Annotated in this window: 15 protein-coding genes; 3 read left to right on the plus strand and 12 right to left on the minus strand. The window is 72.4% G+C overall.

Annotated features, from left to right (window positions below; genetic code table 11):
• Window positions 1-14: 14 nt before the first annotated feature.
• The 4 genes from ACIBEI_RS28010 to ACIBEI_RS28025 all read right to left on the minus strand — a co-directional run bounded on the left by ACIBEI_RS28010 (window position 15) and on the right by ACIBEI_RS28025 (window position 5,865).
• Window positions 15-731, minus strand: a complete 717-nt coding sequence (locus ACIBEI_RS28010) for a tyrosine-protein phosphatase (protein ID WP_398893005.1) — start codon at window positions 729-731, stop codon at window positions 15-17.
• 194 nt (window positions 732-925) lie between these two features.
• The gene (locus tag ACIBEI_RS28015; RefSeq protein WP_398893006.1) at window positions 926-1,861 is read right to left on the minus strand and encodes a hypothetical protein; all 936 of its coding nucleotides are present in this window, start codon (window positions 1,859-1,861) and stop codon (window positions 926-928) included.
• The gene (locus tag ACIBEI_RS28020; protein WP_398893007.1) at window positions 1,858-4,188 is read right to left on the minus strand and encodes a PEP/pyruvate-binding domain-containing protein; all 2,331 of its coding nucleotides are present in this window, start codon (window positions 4,186-4,188) and stop codon (window positions 1,858-1,860) included. The genes ACIBEI_RS28015 and ACIBEI_RS28020 overlap by 4 nt, the downstream gene beginning before the upstream one ends.
• Window positions 4,189-4,455: 267 nt before the next feature.
• Window positions 4,456-5,865 (minus strand): PLP-dependent aminotransferase family protein, encoded by a 1,410-nt coding sequence (locus ACIBEI_RS28025; protein WP_398893008.1) that lies wholly within the window; start codon window positions 5,863-5,865, stop codon window positions 4,456-4,458.
• Window positions 5,866-5,906: 41 nt separating this feature from the next.
• On the opposite strand from ACIBEI_RS28025, the gene ACIBEI_RS28030 reads away from it, so the two are divergent.
• Window positions 5,907-6,446: a carboxymuconolactone decarboxylase family protein gene (locus ACIBEI_RS28030; RefSeq protein ID WP_398893009.1), complete on the plus strand. Its 540-nt coding sequence runs from the start codon at window positions 5,907-5,909 to the stop codon at window positions 6,444-6,446.
• A gap of 41 nt (window positions 6,447-6,487) precedes the next feature.
• Here ACIBEI_RS28030 and ACIBEI_RS28035 read toward each other — a convergent pair whose 3' ends face one another.
• The 5 genes from ACIBEI_RS28035 to ACIBEI_RS28055 all read right to left on the minus strand — a co-directional run bounded on the left by ACIBEI_RS28035 (window position 6,488) and on the right by ACIBEI_RS28055 (window position 10,974).
• Window positions 6,488-7,975, minus strand: a complete 1,488-nt coding sequence (locus ACIBEI_RS28035) for a glutamate synthase subunit beta (RefSeq protein ID WP_398893010.1) — start codon at window positions 7,973-7,975, stop codon at window positions 6,488-6,490.
• Between the two features lie 243 nt (window positions 7,976-8,218).
• Window positions 8,219-8,698: a DUF1772 domain-containing protein gene (locus ACIBEI_RS28040; RefSeq protein ID WP_398893011.1), complete on the minus strand. Its 480-nt coding sequence runs from the start codon at window positions 8,696-8,698 to the stop codon at window positions 8,219-8,221.
• A gap of 420 nt (window positions 8,699-9,118) precedes the next feature.
• Window positions 9,119-9,820, minus strand: coding sequence for a DUF2293 domain-containing protein (locus ACIBEI_RS28045; protein WP_398893012.1), 702 nt, complete (start codon window positions 9,818-9,820; stop codon window positions 9,119-9,121).
• Between the two features lie 38 nt (window positions 9,821-9,858).
• On the minus strand, window positions 9,859-10,254 hold the full coding sequence (locus ACIBEI_RS28050; protein WP_398893013.1) for a PPOX class F420-dependent oxidoreductase: 396 nt from the start codon (window positions 10,252-10,254) through the stop codon (window positions 9,859-9,861).
• A gap of 78 nt (window positions 10,255-10,332) precedes the next feature.
• On the minus strand, window positions 10,333-10,974 hold the full coding sequence (locus ACIBEI_RS28055) for a uridine kinase (protein WP_398893014.1): 642 nt from the start codon (window positions 10,972-10,974) through the stop codon (window positions 10,333-10,335).
• Window positions 10,975-11,333: 359 nt separating this feature from the next.
• Between ACIBEI_RS28055 and ACIBEI_RS28060 the strand changes: the two genes are divergently transcribed.
• Window positions 11,334-11,762: a CBS domain-containing protein gene (locus tag ACIBEI_RS28060; RefSeq protein ID WP_269654330.1), complete on the plus strand. Its 429-nt coding sequence runs from the start codon at window positions 11,334-11,336 to the stop codon at window positions 11,760-11,762.
• A gap of 67 nt (window positions 11,763-11,829) precedes the next feature.
• Here the strand turns inward: ACIBEI_RS28060 and ACIBEI_RS28065 are convergent, their stop codons facing one another.
• Window positions 11,830-12,957 carry a magnesium and cobalt transport protein CorA gene (locus tag ACIBEI_RS28065; protein ID WP_398893015.1) on the minus strand — a complete coding sequence of 376 codons (1,128 nt, stop codon included), beginning with the start codon at window positions 12,955-12,957 and terminating at the stop codon, window positions 11,830-11,832.
• A 246-nt stretch (window positions 12,958-13,203) separates the two neighbouring features.
• Here ACIBEI_RS28065 and ACIBEI_RS28070 point away from each other — a divergent pair, with 246 nt between their 5' ends.
• On the plus strand, window positions 13,204-13,998 hold the full coding sequence (locus ACIBEI_RS28070; protein ID WP_398893016.1) for a methyltransferase domain-containing protein: 795 nt from the start codon (window positions 13,204-13,206) through the stop codon (window positions 13,996-13,998).
• Window positions 13,999-14,189: 191 nt separating this feature from the next.
• On the opposite strand, the gene ACIBEI_RS28075 is transcribed toward ACIBEI_RS28070, so the two are convergent.
• The gene (locus ACIBEI_RS28075; protein WP_398893017.1) at window positions 14,190-15,134 is read right to left on the minus strand and encodes a carbohydrate kinase family protein; all 945 of its coding nucleotides are present in this window, start codon (window positions 15,132-15,134) and stop codon (window positions 14,190-14,192) included.
• Window positions 15,131-16,036, minus strand: coding sequence for a pseudouridine-5'-phosphate glycosidase (locus tag ACIBEI_RS28080; RefSeq protein WP_398893018.1), 906 nt, complete (start codon window positions 16,034-16,036; stop codon window positions 15,131-15,133). The genes ACIBEI_RS28075 and ACIBEI_RS28080 overlap by 4 nt, the downstream gene beginning before the upstream one ends.
• Between the last annotated feature and the right edge of the window lie 73 nt (window positions 16,037-16,109).

Consider the following 16,109-nt stretch of genomic DNA (forward strand, 5'->3'; position numbering starts at 1 on the left):
ATGACCCAGTCGATTCACCACCAGGACCACATGCGCCGAGGCGCGTCCACCAGCCGGCTCACCGCCACGATCGGGAAAGGCGGCTGTTCGGCACGGTCCTGGCCGAGGCTCAGCGCGTAATAGATCTGCTCGATCGAAGGCGGTCCGACCGCGAGGTTGCGCCGGACCGCCGCCGACGGGGACTCCTGTCCGGCCTGCACGAGATAGGCCGCGGCCATCGTCCCCGTACGGCCCACACCCGCCCCACAGTGCACGAACACCGGCCCCGGGGCCGCGCCCACGACGCTCAGGAAGCGTCGTACCTGGTGCGGCGTCGGGGTCTGTCCGTCCCGGATCGGCAGCCGTACGGCATCGAGACCCGCCCTGTCCGGCCCGGCCAGCTGGGAGGCACTCAGGTCCTCGGCCCGCAGGTCGACGACCGTGGTGAAGCCGAGCCTGGCCAGCTCGCGGTAGCCCGCGGGGGAGGGGGCGGCGCCCCGCCACAGCGCCCCTTCGGCGTCCACGGGCTGGAAGTGGTGGATGCCCTGGACCGCGTGCGTTCCCTCCGGCGGAGGGGTCTGTTCCCGGGTCCAGTACGACAGCGCGAGGATGCCCAGCGCACCGGTCGCCCAGAGGGCGAGATAGCCGAGACCGAGCCCGGCGAGGACACGCAGCACGGTTCCGCGCAGGGATCTGCGGGGGCGGCCGGTGGGCAGAGTGGTGCGGGGAGGGGACGGGGCGACGACAGCCATGGGCGACCCGGAGGCTCGGGGACGAGGGGCGCGGGCTCGGGGGGAGGGGCGCCTGGGCATCGTAACCCGGGCCGCCGGGGCGCGAGTTGTCCGTGTATGGCGGAAGTTGCCCGTGTGGGGGGAGGGGCGGAAGAGACCGGAGTTCCCGGTTCGAGTCACTGCGCCGGGGCGGGGCGTTGCCTGCGGATGCGTGCTCAGTCGTCGTCCGCGTCCGCGTCGCCGATGCCGACCACCGTGAGGTGCGTACGGTCCAGGCCGGCGTCCTCCAGGCAGCCGCGCAGCCGCATCCGGTCGTGGTCGGTCAGCGCGGGCCGGACCACGCCCGCGAAGAGACCGTCGCCCAGCGTGCCGAGGGTCGCGCGGTTCAGTGGTACGGACGTCGAGTCCCGGCAGCGTTCCCAGAGTTGGTGTGCGGCCAGGGACTCCCGCTCGGCGGTCATGTTCGTACCGCGCATGTCGACCTTCAGCAGCAGGGAGGTCGCCTCGGAGTTCTTCGCGTCCTCCTCGCGGGTCTGGGTGAGGTCGGCGAGCCCCATGACGAGCGCGCCGGCCAGCGCGGCCCCGACCACGCTCACGACGAGCACGCGCGCGGCACGGCCACGCCGTCCTCGCGTGCCGATGGGCGGCAGGTCGTCCATGCCGTCCATGCCATCCAGGTCGTCCATGCCGTTCGGAACGGTGTCCCGGGCCGGATCCGGTGCCGCCAGGACGGCGAGCCGCCCCGCGAGCCGCCGTTCCGCCGTGGGCCGGGCTGTGGCCGACGCGATCCGTTGCACGATCCAGGCGAGCCCGGAGAGCAGCACGCCGGTGACCATCAGGACCGGCACGAAGACGTACGTACGACTCGTCGGCTCGTCCAGCCAGCGGAACCGGTCGCCCGCCGGCCGGGCGTCCTTCTCCCGCAGCCGCGCCAGCACGTCCTCCTGCCGACGGTCCGCGTCACGCATCCGCTCCTCGATCCGCGCGAGCCGGCCGAGCAGCACGATCCCGAGCAGCATCACCTCGACGACCAGCAGCAACACCCCGCACAGGATGGCCCGTTGCCACTGCCACCGGTACAGATAGATGACGACATACGTCCCCGCTCCCGCGGCCGCCGCGCCCCCGAAGAAATAGGCGACGCGCCTCATCGGGGGTCTCCCTGGGGCTCCTGGCCGATGGCTTGTCGTTCCTGTTGTTCCTGCTCCGGCACGTCGGCGCGGACCTGTTGTTCCTCCTGCTCCCGCACGTGTACGTCGCCGGTGGTGCCGTCGACCGTCAGGCGGGACCCGGGCGGAAAGCGGCGTACGGCGTCCGTGGCGCCGACGACCGTGGGCAGGCCGAACTCCCTGGCCAGCACGGCGAGATGGGACAGCGGACTGCCCGTCTGCGCGACGAGCCCCGCCAGGCCGGGGAGGAGCGGGGCGAGCGCGGGGTCGAGCGTGCGGACGACGAGTACGGGGTCGGCGGGCCTGGTCCCGGTGCCGTCCCAGGCCGTTCCGGCGGCCCGTCCGCCGGACACGCCCTGGCCCGCGCCCTCACTCCCGCCCCTGCCCCTGCCTTTGCCCGTGGGCCGTTCGGCGACGACCGTGCCGCCCTCCGCGAGCCGGAACGCGTCGGGCAGGGGCGCCGACACAGCTCGCGGCAGACGTTCCTCGAAGTCGCCGGGCAGGCGGCCGTGTTCGAGCGCCTCGACGAACTCACGCCACCGCAGCAGCCCGACCTTCGACGCCTCGCCCGTACCGTCCCGTACGACCAGCCGCCGCGCCGCCTCCCGGACGAGCCGCACCTGGAGTTCCTGCACCCAGCGGATACGGAGGCGGAGTGCCTCGCGGGGAGGGAGCGAGGGGAGGGGCGGGGGGAGCGTGTCCAGGGCGGCGAGTGTGTCCGTGAGCGCTGCCGTGGGGGCGGCGCCCTGACGTGTCGTCGGTGCGCCCTCCGTGTGTCCGGGATCCGCCGGAAGCCTCAACTCCCTGCCCAGACCGGGCGCCACCAGCGCCAGCACCACCGGCTGCGCCGCCACCGTCCGGTCGTCCGGTACGCCGAGGGCGCGGGACTCGGCGAGGGCGGCGAGGGCCGTGCCCGCGGCAGTGGTGCGGGGCTCGGGAAGGAGGGCGCCGGCGAGAGCCTCCTGGGCGTGCAAGGAGACCAGGACGGTACGGGTCCAGCGGAGGGTGGAGACGAGGTCCGGGCGGGTGAGCCGGTCCGCGGACGGTGTCTCGGCGAGCCGGCGGTCGACGTCCGCGACGAGGTCCACCGCGAGACCGGGCAGCGCCGCCGTCAGCCGGCCCACCCGCCACGCGGCGGCCAGCCGGCGGGCACCCGGCGCCGGGTTCAGCAGCGCGAGCCACCGGTTCCGGGGCGGCGCGGCGCCCAGCAGCCGCAGATCCGCCGCGGCCCGTCCGCCGACCGCCGTGACGACCGGCAGCGAGCGCAGTTGCCGCCGGGGCGCGGTGCCCCCGATGTCGAGCGCGGCGGCCAGCCCCCGTGCCATCGGCGCCACCCACAAGTCCTCTTCCAGCGGTTCCAGTTGATCGGGCAGCGTCTCCGCGACCGGTCCGGGGCCGAGCAGCCGCGCCCCGCGCGAGGGGCGCGCCGCCATCGCCGTGATCGGCCGGCTCTGGAACAGCCACAACTGCCCGGACGCGTCGAACCCGAACTCGATGTCCTGCGGCCCGCCGAAGACCCCGCGCGCCTGCCGTGCCAGCCGGGCCAGGCGGCGAAGCCCGTCGGCTCCGAGCAGCCGTTCGGGGTCGTCGGGCTCGGTGCGCAGCAGCCGTCCCCAGCGGCTCAACCAGTAGTTCGTGCCCGGCTGTTCGCCGCTGACCAGGGAGTCGGGCCCGCCGCGCACCGCACTCACCAGCATTCGGTCCGTCCGGCCCTCCACGGGGTCGGCGCCGAACATGACCCCGCCGACGCGGGCCACGAGCATCGGCTGCACCAGGACCGCCATCGGAGCCACCGTGCCGTCGGGCCGGTGCGCCGAGTCGAGCACGGTCCGCACGGCCGCACGGAACTCGTGCCAGCCCTGTACGTCCAGCACGGACGCGAACCGGCCCGCCAGGGACGACTCCTGGGTGTCCTCCTGCGGTGAGGAGGACCGTACGACGAGGGGGCGCGTGCCGTCGGCGGAGAGCTCCTGCCAGGCTCGGCGCAGCGCTTCCAGGTCGCCTTCGCCGGCCCACTCGCCTGCCCAGTTGTCGTACGGCACGACGAACCCCGGCAGCACCGGCAGCCCGGCCAGCGCGGCGCGCGCGAGATGTGCCGCCTTGGAACCGGCGAACGGGATGCGTGCCGCCCGTGGATCGCTCAGGGGGACCGCTTCCGCGGTGAGTCGAGGAACGTCGGGGGCGAGTCGGGGAGCTTCAGGGGCGGTCCGGGGAAACCGGGAGGCCAGCGGATCGCGTATGCGGGGGACACCGCCCTGGTCGTCCCCGTCGCGCGCACCGTCTCCATGACGTTCGTCAACCGTCGTCATCGAACACCCTCCAGGACCGACCGCCAACAGGGGGGACGCGCGGGGGTGGCCCTGCGCCTGACGACGGAACGAAGGATGGGGACGAGTTCCTGCCCGACCGGGGTACGGCCGCGGCAACAACGCGCCTCCTACAGCCGAGGATCCCACTCGGTGTTGTGTTTCATGTCATCCGGAAGTCGGATTCCGGTCGACGGCCTGCTCCCCACTCCGCGCTCACCCGTCACCGGTACGTCGCTCCTCACCGGTACTTCACTCCTCACCCGGCACTCACGGTGGCGGCAGCGCCGCGCACAACGCCTCCAGCGCGGCCCCGTACGCGTGCTCCGAAGGCGTCGCGTACCCCACGACCAGACCGTCCGGCGCGGACATCGCCGCTTCCGGGTGCCGGAACTCCGCGAGGCCGTCCAGCGCGAGGCCCTGCCACACGGCGGCCTTCACCGCGGACTGCTCGCTTCCGGGCGGCAGCCGCAGCACCGCGTGGAGCCCGGCCGCGATCCCGGTGACCTCGACGTGCGGCGCGTGCACGGCGAGCGCGTCGACCAGCCGGTCCCGCCGCCTCCGGTACCGCTGGCGCATCCGCCGCACATGACGGTCGTACGACCCCGAGACGACGAAGTCCGCGAGCGTCAACTGGTCCAGGACGCTCGCCCACGCCTCCCGCTCGCCCTTGACCTCCAGGACCCCGTCGACGTAACGCTCCGGAAGGACCATCCAGCCCAGCCGCAACGCGGGCGACAGGCTCTTGCTGACCGAGCCGATGTGGACGACCCGCTCCGGGTCCAGGCCCTGGACGGCCCCCACGGGCTTGCGGTCGTAGCGGAACTCCCCGTCGTAGTCGTCCTCCAGAACCACCCCTCCACGCGCGCGTGCCCAGTCGATCACGGCGGCCCGCCGCGCGGGATGCAGCGGTCCACCCGTCGGGAACTGGTGCGCGGGCGTGAGCAGTACGGCCCGCTCCCTGCCCAGGCCCTCGACCCGGGCGCCGTCCTCGTCGATCGGCAGCGGTACGGTCCGCACGCCCGCCGCCGTCAGCAACTCGCGGTGGAAGGCGAGGCCGTACGACTCGACGGCCAGCGGGCCCCGCAGCACCGTGGGGAACAGCAGCCGCAGGGCGTGCGCGAAGCCGGAGCAGATCACGATCCGCCCCGGCTCCGTACGGACGCCACGCGCGCGTGCCAGGTACTCCGTGAGTGCCGCCCGCAGTTCGATCCGGCCGGCCGGATCACCGGGCCCGAACGCCTCGTTGGGGGCCTGCCGCAGAGCCCGCCGGTACGAGGCCAGCCACGCCGCGCGCGGGAACGACGACGCGTCCGGCGTGCCCTGCCGCAGGTCGTGGCGCGGTCCACGCGCGCGTGGGGGTGCCTTTTTGGGTACGCGCGCGTTCGCGCCCAGCGGCTCGGCCCGCTCGGCGACCAGCGTGCCCGAACCCTGCCGCGCGGTCAGCCAGCCCTCGGCCACGAGCTCGGCGTACGCGTCGGCGACCGTGTTGCGGGCGACCCCCAGGTCGGCGGCGAGCGACCGGTACGGAGGGAGACGGGTGCCCGGGGCGAGGCGCCCACTGCGGACCGCCTCGCGCAGGGCGCGGATCAGAGCGGCGCGGCGGCCACCCGGACCGGACAGTTCCAGATGCAGGTCGGCGCCGATGTGCTCCGCTGAATTGACCCATGAATCTGCCATGGAAATGCACCCTACAGGGGGTCTATCCGGCTCGTAGATTCATGGTCATGACGACGAACACGACACACACGGTGAACGCGACGACCACGATGAGCGCAGAGCAGACCAAGAACGCGGCACACACGACGACGAACGCCCGGATCAACTTCGCGAAGACCGCTCCGAAGGCGTTCCGCGCCCTCGTGGGCTTCGACATCGCGGCCCGTGAGGGGCTCGACCCCGCCCTCGTCGAACTGATCCAGATCCGCGCCTCGCACCTCAACCACTGCGCGTACTGCCTCCACATGCACACCAACGACGCGCGCAAGGCCGGCGAGTCGGAGGACCGGCTGCACATGGTCGCCGTGTGGCGCGAGGCCCCGCACTTCTTCACCGAGAAGGAGCGCGCGGCCCTCGCCCTGACGGAGGCGGTGACCCTGGTCGCCGACGGAGGTGTCCCGGACGACGTCTACGCCGAGGCCGCGGCCCGGTTCGACGACGACCAGGAACTGGCCCAGGTCCTGGCACTGATCCTCGCGATCAACACCTGGAACCGGGTCGCCCTGGCGACGGCGAAGAGGGCGGGGACGGACGAACGCTGAAACGCTGGAGGCGAGCTGGAGGCGTCGGCGTCGGCGAGGGGCTACGCGGTCATGGGGCGGTCGTACGGCCCGATCGGCGCCGGCAGCCGAGAGGTGCCCGTCAGCCGGCGGTCCACCGCCGCCGCGACCGCCCGTCCCTCGGCGATCGCCCACACGATCAGGGACTGGCCGCGCGCGGCATCCCCGGCGGCGTACACGCCGGGCACGTTCGTCGCGAAGTCCGCGTCGCGGGTGATCGTGCCACGGGGATCCAGGGCGAGTCCGAGCTGGTCGACGAGGCCGTCGGAGCGGTCGGGGCCGGAGAAACCGAGCGCGAGCAGCACGAGGTCGGCGGGGAGCACCCGCCCGGTCCCGGGGCGTGGGCGGCGCTCCGCGTCGACCTCGATCAGATGCAGCGAACGCACCCGCCCGGCCGCGTCACCGGTGAAACGGAGCGTCGACGCCGCGAAGAGCCGCGCGTCGGCGTCCGCCGCGGGCGCCGTCTCCAGATCCCGGGCCTCCTCGTGTGCTGCCGACAGCCGGTAGATCTTCGGGTACACCGGCCACGGGTCGGCGTCCTCGTCGCGCTCCGCGCCCGGCTGCGTGTAGATGTCCAGCTGCGTCACGGACTTCGCGCCCTCGCGCACCGCCGTACCCAGACAGTCGGCACCCGTGTCACCACCGCCGACGATCACGACATGCTTGCCCGCCGCCGACAGCGGTGACGTCTCCAGATCCCCCTCGCACACCCGGTTGGCCAGCGGCAGATACTCCATCGCCTGATGGATCCCGCTCAACTCCCGCCCCGGGACCGGAAGTTCACGCCAGGCCGTGGCACCCACGGCGAGGACGACCGCGTCGTACCTGGCCCGCAGCTCGGCCGCCCCGACGTCCCGGCCGACGGCGGTCGACGTACGGAACTTCGTTCCCTCCGCCCGCATCTGGGCGACCCGCCGCTCCAAGTGCCGCTTCTCCATCTTGAACTCGGGGATCCCGTACCGCATCAGCCCGCCGATCCGGTCGTCCCGCTCGTACACGGCGACGGTGTGCCCGGCCCGGGTCAGCTGCTGCGCGGCGGCGAGCCCGGTGGGCCCCGAGCCGATCACCGCGACGGTCCTGTCGGACAGCCGGTCCGGCGGCCGCGGCGGCGCGAACCCGTCCTCCCAGGCCCGGTCGGCGATGGCGACCTCGACGTTCTTGATGGTGACCGCCGGCTGGTTGATCGCCAGGACGCAGCCCGCCTCGCACGGCGCGGGGCACAACCGGCCGGTGAACTCGGGAAAGTTGTTCGTCGCGTGCAGCCGGTCGCTCGCCGCCCGCCAGTCGTCGCGCGAGACCAGGTCGTTCCATTCGGGGATCAGATTGCCCAGCGGACAGGCCTCGTGGCAGAACGGGACACCGCAGTCCATGCACCGGTCCGCCTGCGTGCGGATGATCGGCAGCAGCGCCCCCGGGACGTACACCTCGTCCCAGTCATGGACCCGCTCCCCGACGGGGCGCCGAGGCCACTCCTCGCGGGAGGCATTGAGGAAACCCTTGGGATCGGCCACGGCCGTCTCCCTCACGTACGTGAACGGTGCCCCTGCGGTCTCCGTCTCCGACGCCATCGTCCGGGCGGCGTGCCGAGGGCCTATCGGCAGACTCTTCCCGCCACGATACGACGCCGTGGCCGCGCCCGCCTCGGACGTGCGCGGGTACATCCACCGCGGGCACGTCCACAAGGGGCATGTCCACCGTGGGCACATCCACCGGGGGCGCGGCCACGTGGGCCGACGAGCGCGACCCGGTGCGCCTCAGGTCAGCGCCAGTACGTACGAGATCGACGCGGCGGCCGACGCGACCGTGCGGACGTGGTTCCACATCGACCACTCACTCACATACGTGGGCCAGTACGCGACGGCCTCCGGCGTACCGGCCTCCATCGTGGCCAGCTTGTTGTTGCGCGGGACGTTCGCCGCGATCGTGACCCCGAAACAGCCGAACAGATACAGCGCGCTGCCCAGCAGCATCTCCACCGTGCCCTCGTCGGGCCACAGCACGAAGGTGACCACCGCGAGCACGGCGCACATCACCGCCGAACCGATGAACACGAACATGAACGCCGGCATCAGCGCGGTCACGTTGATCGCCTGCATGGCGGCGACTCCCTGCGCCGGCGGCAGCGCGGCGAGCCCCTTCATCACGAACGTCGAGAACCCGCAGAAAACACCGGCCACCAGTCCGGTGCCGAGCACCCCCACCACAGTGATGACGAAGAACGGTCCCTCGATCATGGCAACTCCCGCGTAAGTAAAACCCTTGGGCAACAACTCGCGCACCGCTCCCAGAACCGCCGGTCCGGACGACCCCGAACCCAAAGATCCTGCCCGGCACTCCCTGTCACCACAAGTGAAATGCCGTACGGGAAGGGTGACCATGGCCGAGGGACTCGGGGGCATGTCCGGTCGTCTCGGGCGAGGTCCGGGGCCCAGGCCGGGGCCGGGCCGGGGTGGCCCCGGAAGTGGGGGCGGCCGGAGAGCCAGGGTGTGGTTGAGGGCTGTTCGGGTGAGTGGCCGGGGGCGGGTTCGCAGACACTCGGTGCGGGGTGCGGGGTGCGGGGTGCGGGGTGCGGGGTGCGGGGTGCCAGTGTGCAGGGGTGCCTGGTGTCCGGTGCTCGGTGCTCGGAAGAGGCAGCGGCTCCAGGCACTGCTCGCTCACCCCCGCTCCGCGCCGCCCGCCCCCGCGCGCCACGTCGCGAGCGTCGTCTCGACCGTGGGCGCGATCCGACGCTGGGCCTCATGCCGCGGAACGCCGCTCATCAACAGCTGGTCGTACGGGGTGTCCGTGTGCCGGACCGCGGCGCGCACCGCCGACGTCACCGCACCCTCGGACAGGGCCCGCCCGGCGGCACTACGGCCCACCCGCCCGCTGCCCCGCACCGAGGCGTGCCCGGCGATCGCGTAGGCCCGATCGTCCGGACAACCGGGAAACAGCCGCCGGATCTCCTTCGCGAACGCGGCCGTGAACCGCAGATCCTCCGCGGCCCGCCGCCGCGCGTCCCGGGCCCGGCGCCGCCGCCGCGCCTCCGCGTCCGCGAGACAGCGCTCCTCGGCCCGCGCGAGCGCCGCCTCCTCGACGAGCACACCCTGCCGTTCGTACCGGCCCCGTCGCCGGTTGAACCGTACGACCACCGCCGACAGCGCGCTCCCCTCCCGCGACCTCCGCGTCAACGCCGTGTCCCCGCGCGGCAGAAACACCAGATGCCCGAGGTCGGCGCAGTCGAGACACTGAGGTGCCCCCTCCTCCAGCACCAGGAACGAGAGGGGCCCGCCCCGGCACTCGGCACAGTGCCGCCGCTTGACCGGCTGGACGACGAGAAGCCCGGCGCGGGGCGGGGGAGTTGCCGTGGTCGTCATGGGTGGGTCATTCCCGCCGGCGAGATGGTCCGTCCGGTTCACGCCGAGAAGCCGACGATCCGTTCGGGCACGACACGGACGATCACGCGCACCTCGTCGTCCTTCTCCGCGGGCGGGTCGATCCCGAGGTACTTGTGCGAGAGCTCGTGCGGGAGGCGCTTGTCCTCGTCGGGGAGGATCTCGGCGGTGCCGCGGATCTCCACCGAGGTGTAGGGGTTGGCGAGGTCGTAGACGGAGACGCTGATCCGGGGGTCACGCCGGAGGTTACGGACCTTCTGCCGACCGTCGGTCGAGGAGAAGAGGACGGTGTCCCCCTCCCGCTTGAACCAGACCACCGAGTTCTGGGGAGCACCCCCGGGACCGAGAGTGGCGACGCTGGCGAAGTTCTTGCCGTCGAGGAGCGCACGGACCGAGTCGTCGAAGGAGATCGTCATGCTGCCAGAGTAACTATATGCGCGTGCATATAAAAGTCCTTTCGAGTGGGAATCGCGAGACGGAAGCCCGGCCTGGGGTCAGCCGTTCCACGCCGGGTGGCGCGGGTCGTCCGCGCGCACCAGCACGTCGGCCGCGTCGCCCGGCGCCGTCTCGCTCTCGTAGCGCTCGTACGCGGGAAGCGTCCAGTGCTCGCTTTCGGGAGTACGCCGTCGAAGCGCGGCCGGTGAGAGGCGTACGTGGACAGTGAGGTCGAACGGGAACCAGTGATGCAGCAGTAGTGGTCCGTGCAGCAACAGCACGGCCCCGGGCGGCAGTTGGACGTACGCGCTCCGGGTTGCCCGGTCGGTGGCCGGGTCCCAGAGGTCGGGCAGTACACGGCCGTCGCCGCCGGCCTCCAGCGGGCCGAAGACCTCCCGCCACAGGGCACCCGTGTCGAACCAGCCCTCGTAGTACGCCTCGACGTCCTGGTGGCCGTACTCGAACCGGAGCGAGGCGGGCCGCAGGAAGTCCCCCGTGCCGACGACCAGTGCGGACCGGCCGCGCAGACGCAGGGCCTCGGCGACGAGTTCGGCGAGGTCACCGGGCCGGGCGGCCGGAGCCCCGTCGAAGGCGATACGCGGCCAGGGGCTGCCGTCGGCCGGCTTCAGATCGAGCAGCCGCTTGGCGAGGAGGTCGCCGAGCCGTTCCCAGGTGATCGCTTCGAGTCGCACCCGGCCCATGATGCCGCGCGGATGGATGGGTGAGGACGGGCGGTCCGGGTGGGCGAATGCATGGGGAACCCGGGCGGGCGATGGGAAGGGGAGAGCCCGGGCGGACGGATGGGCGAGGAGGGACCGGCCGGACAGGTGGGCGAGGAGGGACCGGCCGGACAGGTGGGCGAGGAGGGACCGGCCGGACAGGTGGATGGGGAGGGACCGGCCGGACGGGTGGGCGGGGAGTGGTGGGGCGGGCCGGGATGTCAGGCCGAAGCGGCGGACTTCCGGGTGCGTATCTCCTCGTACCCGGCGAGAATGTAGGGCGCCGGGACTAGCGGTGCCTCCCCGCGCCGCGCCGGCCGTCCGGCACCGGGAGGTACTACATGACCACCGCCGGAGACATCATGCACCGCGGCGCCCAGTGGATCCCCGCTCACGAGACGCTGGACCGTGCCGCCCAGCTGATGCGTGAGCTCAACGTGGGCGCGCTGCCCATCAGTGACGAGAACGAACGGCTCTGCGGCATTCTCACCGACCGGGACATCGTGGTCGGCTGCGTGGCCATGGGTCATGACCCGGCACGCATCACCGCGGGGGAGATGGCCAAGGGCACACCGCGCTGGATCGACTCGAGCGCCGATGTGAGCGACGTACTCGGTGAAATGCAGGGGCACCAGATCCGCCGCCTTCCTGTGATCGAGAACAAGCGCCTGGTCGGGATGATCAGCGAGGCCGACCTGGCCGCGCATCTGACGGACGAGCAACTCGCGGGCTGGGCCGAGAGCGTCTACGCGAAGAGCGCGGCACGCTGACCCCGAGGTCCCCACGGCACGACCGGGACACGCGCTCGTCCGGTCACGCGCGCCGGACGAGCGCGTGTCACAGCCAGCCGTTGCGCTTGAACCCCCGGTAGAGCGTGGAGCACACGACGGCGATCACGCCGACGGCCATGCCGTAGCCGAACTTCCAGTGCAGCTCCGGCATGTAGTCGAAGTTCATGCCATAGACCCCGCAGACCATGGTCGGCACGGCGATCAGCGCCGCCCAGGCCGTGATCTTCCGCATGTCCTCGTTCTGCGCGACGCTGACCTGCGCGAGATGCGCCTGCAGAATCGAGTTGAGCAGTTCGTCGAACGCGGCTATCTGCTCGGCGGCCCGCAGCTGGTGGTCGGAGACATCGCGGAAGTACGCCTGTATCTCCGGGTCGATCACCCGGATCGGCCGGGTGGCGAGATCCATGATGGGGCGGCCCAGCGGGACCACCGCCCGCTTCAGCTCAAGGAGTTCACGCTTCAGCTGGTAGATGCGCCCGGGATCGGCCCGCGCGCCGTTCGCGGCGAACACATCCGTCTCGACCTGGTCGATGTCCTCCTGCACCGAGTCCGTGACGTTCAGATAGTCGTCCACCACATGGTCCGCGATCGCGTGCAGCACCGCGGCCGGGCCCTTGGCGAGCTGCTCGGGACGGGCCTCCAGCTCCTCGCGCAGCGGGCCCAGCGAACCGTGCCTGCCGTGCCGCACGGTGACCACGAAGTCCTGGCCGACGAACACCATGATCTCGCCGGTGTTCACCACCTCGCTGGTCGCGGTCAGTTCCGTGTGCTCGACGTAGCAGACCGTCTTGAACACCGCGAACAGCGTGTCGCCGTACCGCTCCAGCTTCGGGCGCTGATGGGCGTCCACCGCGTCCTCGACGGCCAGCGGGTGGAGGTCGAACAGCTCGGCGATGCCCGCGAACTCCACTTCCGTCGGTTCGTGCAGTCCCAGCCAGACGAATCCGCCGTCGGCCTTGCGGATCCGCTGCACCGTCTCGACCAGATCGCGGCCGGCCGGGACCCTCGACCCCTCTTCGTACGCCACGCAGTTCACCACCGCGGTGCCCAGCGGAGACCGGGCGGGATGACTCAGGTCGACACGGGCGCGCCGTCGTGTCAGCCGTGCCACCCTGCGGAGGCCGCCGACCTTGCTCAGGCCCGTGACCTTTCGCAGATTCCCTGCCATGGACATCTGGATCTCCTTGCGTGGATCTCCTCGCGCCGCACTCTGCGCCTTGCCGCGGCCAGTCTGCCAGGATGTTTTGACGGCCGGGTAAGCCTGTGGGAACGGAGCATTCCGCTCCGGACCCATCATCTCGACCAGTACTCGACCAGTACTGGCGAGGCGTCGACGGCTGTTGGCGGGCCGAGCGCGACGCGCTTGACATCGGGAGCGTCAACCATCATGGACAAGCGGGACAACTGGGATGATCGGTGCATGACGCGAACCGACGGGTACCTCCTCGACAACCGGCAGACCGAGGCGGGGCAGCGTTTCGACGCCCTCGCCGCTCTCTTCGACCCCACGACGTTCCGGCACATCGAACGGTTCGGCATCGGATCCGGCTGGCGGTGCTGGGAGGTCGGCGCGGGCGGCACGTCCGTGGTGTCCTGGCTCGCCAAGAAGGTCGGCCCCACCGGCAAGGTGGTCGCGACCGACGTCGACACCTCCTGGGCCACCTCGGCGTTCCGTCCTCCCGTCGAGCTGCGCGTCCATGACGTGGGCGTGGACGAGCCGCCGGGGGAGGGCTTCGACCTCGTGCACGCCCGACTCGTCCTGGTCCATGTGGCGGACAGGGAGCGGGCGTTGCGCTCGATGATCAGATCGCTGCGGCCCGGCGGCCGGCTCCTGGTCGAGGACGCCGACCCGGCGCTCCAGCCGCTGGCCTGTCCCGACGAGCGTGGCCCCGAACAGCAGTTGGCCAACCGGCTGCGCCACGGGTTCCGTGACCTGCTCACCGAGCACGGCGCCGACCTCGCGTACGGGCGTCGGCTTCCGCGTCTGCTCCGCGAGGCCGGGCTGCGACAGGTCGAGGCCGACGCGTACTTCCCGATCACCTCGCCGGCGTGCGGCGCGCTGGAGTCCGCGACGATCCGTCAGGTCCGCGACCAGCTCGTCGCAGCGGGCCTCGCCACGGACGAGGACATCGACCGGCACCTCGCGAACGTGGCCGCGGGCGGGATGGACCTGGCCACGGCGCCGCTGATCTCGGCGTGGGGGCGCAAGGTGTAGCAGGGCATGGCGAGGGCGCGGTGCCCGGCGTGCAGTGCACGGTGAGGGCGCAGTGCACTGTGAGGGGCGAAGGGTGTGCGCCTCGCCACCGCGGGCCTTGGACGCTCACGCCTCCATGGCCTGGCCGGGGCCGGTCATGGAGGCGTGACCAGGGCCGAATGGTGCCGGGCCGGTCCACGGGTCCGGGAGGCCTACGCGTTCGTCGTCGGCCTCCCGCCCACCTGTTCCACCGCCCGTGCCCCGGCCCGGCACCCCTCCTCGGCGGCTTCCTCCGGCCGGGTGCCCGCGAGGAGCGCGGCCAGGAAGGCTCCGGTGAAGGCGTCCCCGGCACCCGTGGTGTCAACCGGGGTCGCGGGCACCGACGGCACCTGGGCCCGGACCTTCCCCGACCGGGCGACCAGCGCTCCGGCCCCGCCCTGTTTGACGACCACCAGCGGGACGTGGCGGCTCAACTTGGCCGCCGCGTCCGCCGGATCGGGCAGACCCGTGAGCAGGCAGGCCTCGTCCCGGCTGGGCAGCAGGACGTCGATGCCCTCGGTGAGCGCGAGGAAGCGGGCCACCCCCAGCTCCGCGAGGAATCCCGCCGACGCGGGATCCACGCTCACCGGCACCCCACGCGCGCGTGCCGACTCCACAGCCACCGCCACCAGCGCACGGCTCGGCTCGGAGAAGAACAGATAGCCCGACAGATGCAGCCGGGCGACACCGTCCAGCAGCGACTCCGACCAGTCGCCGGGCGCGAGCCGCATGGACGCGCCGCTGTCCGTGAGGAAGGTGCGCTCCGCCGAGGCGCCCGTGTCCACCAGACAGATCACCGTCCCGGTCGGCGCCTCCGGGTCGATGACCAGGAGGGGACGCACCCCTGAAGCGGCCAGCTCGCGCTCGTGCCACGCGGCGGAGTCCATGCCCACCTTGCCGAGCAGCCGTACCTCCGTGCCGTCCCGGCGGGCCGCCCAGCACGCGACGTTGGCACCCGCGCCGCCCGGCACGGTCCGGACGACGGCCGCCGTGTCGGTGCCGGACGCGAGCGGCCCATGGTGCCGGGCGACGACATCCGTGACGACGTCGCCGACGACCAGGAGGGCACCGCCGGGAGCCCCACCCGGAGCCCCGCCGGGGCCGCTCGCCCCGCTCACGCGCCGACCCAGGCCGCCGCGATCCGCCCCGCGAGCCGTACGTTGCCGCGTACCGCCGCCAGATTGGCGCTCAGCGACGCCCCTTCGGTGTGGCGCACCAGGTGGCTGAGGAGGAACGGTGTCACCGCCTGGCCGCTCACGCCCGCCGCCTCGCACGCGTTCAGCGCGTCGGCGAGCACGCGCGCGTGGAGCTCGGGATCGAGCTGTTCCGCCTCCGGCACCGGGTTGGCGACGATCAGCGCCGACTCGGGCCCGTCGAGCGCGTCCTGCGCCCGCATGACGGCCGCGACCTCGCCGGGCGACTCCAGGGTCCAGTCCACCGGGTGACCCGAGTCGGACAGATAGAAGCCGGGGAAGCGCGTTGTCCCGTATCCGGCGACCGAGACCCCCAGCGTCTCCAGCCGCTGCAGGGTGGCCGGCACATCCAGGATCGACTTCACCCCCGCGCACACCACCGTGATCCGGGTGCGGGCCAGGAGCCCCAGATCGGCGGACTCGTCCTGCGTCACCGTCCACTCCCGGTGCACACCGCCGAGCCCGCCCGTCGCGAACACCCGTACGCCCGCCTGTGCGGCCAGTAGCGCGGTCGCGGACACCGTGGTCGCCCCGCTGACACCGGCCGCGACCGCGAGCGGCAGATCGCGATGCCCGAGCTTGCGGATACCGTCCTCGTTGGCGACCCGCTCCAGCTGCTCCTTGTCGAGACCCACGTGGGGCTGCCCGTCGAGCACGGCGATCGTCGCGGGAACGGCACCTTCCTGGCGTACGACGTCCTCCAGCTCCAGCGCCACCTGGAGATTGCGCGGACGCGGCAGCCCGTGCGCGATGATCGTGGACTCCAGTGCCACCACGGGTCGCCCCGCGGCGAGCGCCTCCCGTACCTCTTCGGAAACCACCAGCACGCGCGTGCCTCCTGTCTGTCGGTTCTTCCCTCATCCCTGGCGGGCGACGCGCTCGGCCAAACCCTTGCGACCA

Origin of the sequence: Streptomyces sp. NPDC050988, from assembly GCF_044456225.1 — a bacterium.
Taxonomy (GTDB): domain Bacteria; phylum Actinomycetota; class Actinomycetes; order Streptomycetales; family Streptomycetaceae; genus Streptomyces.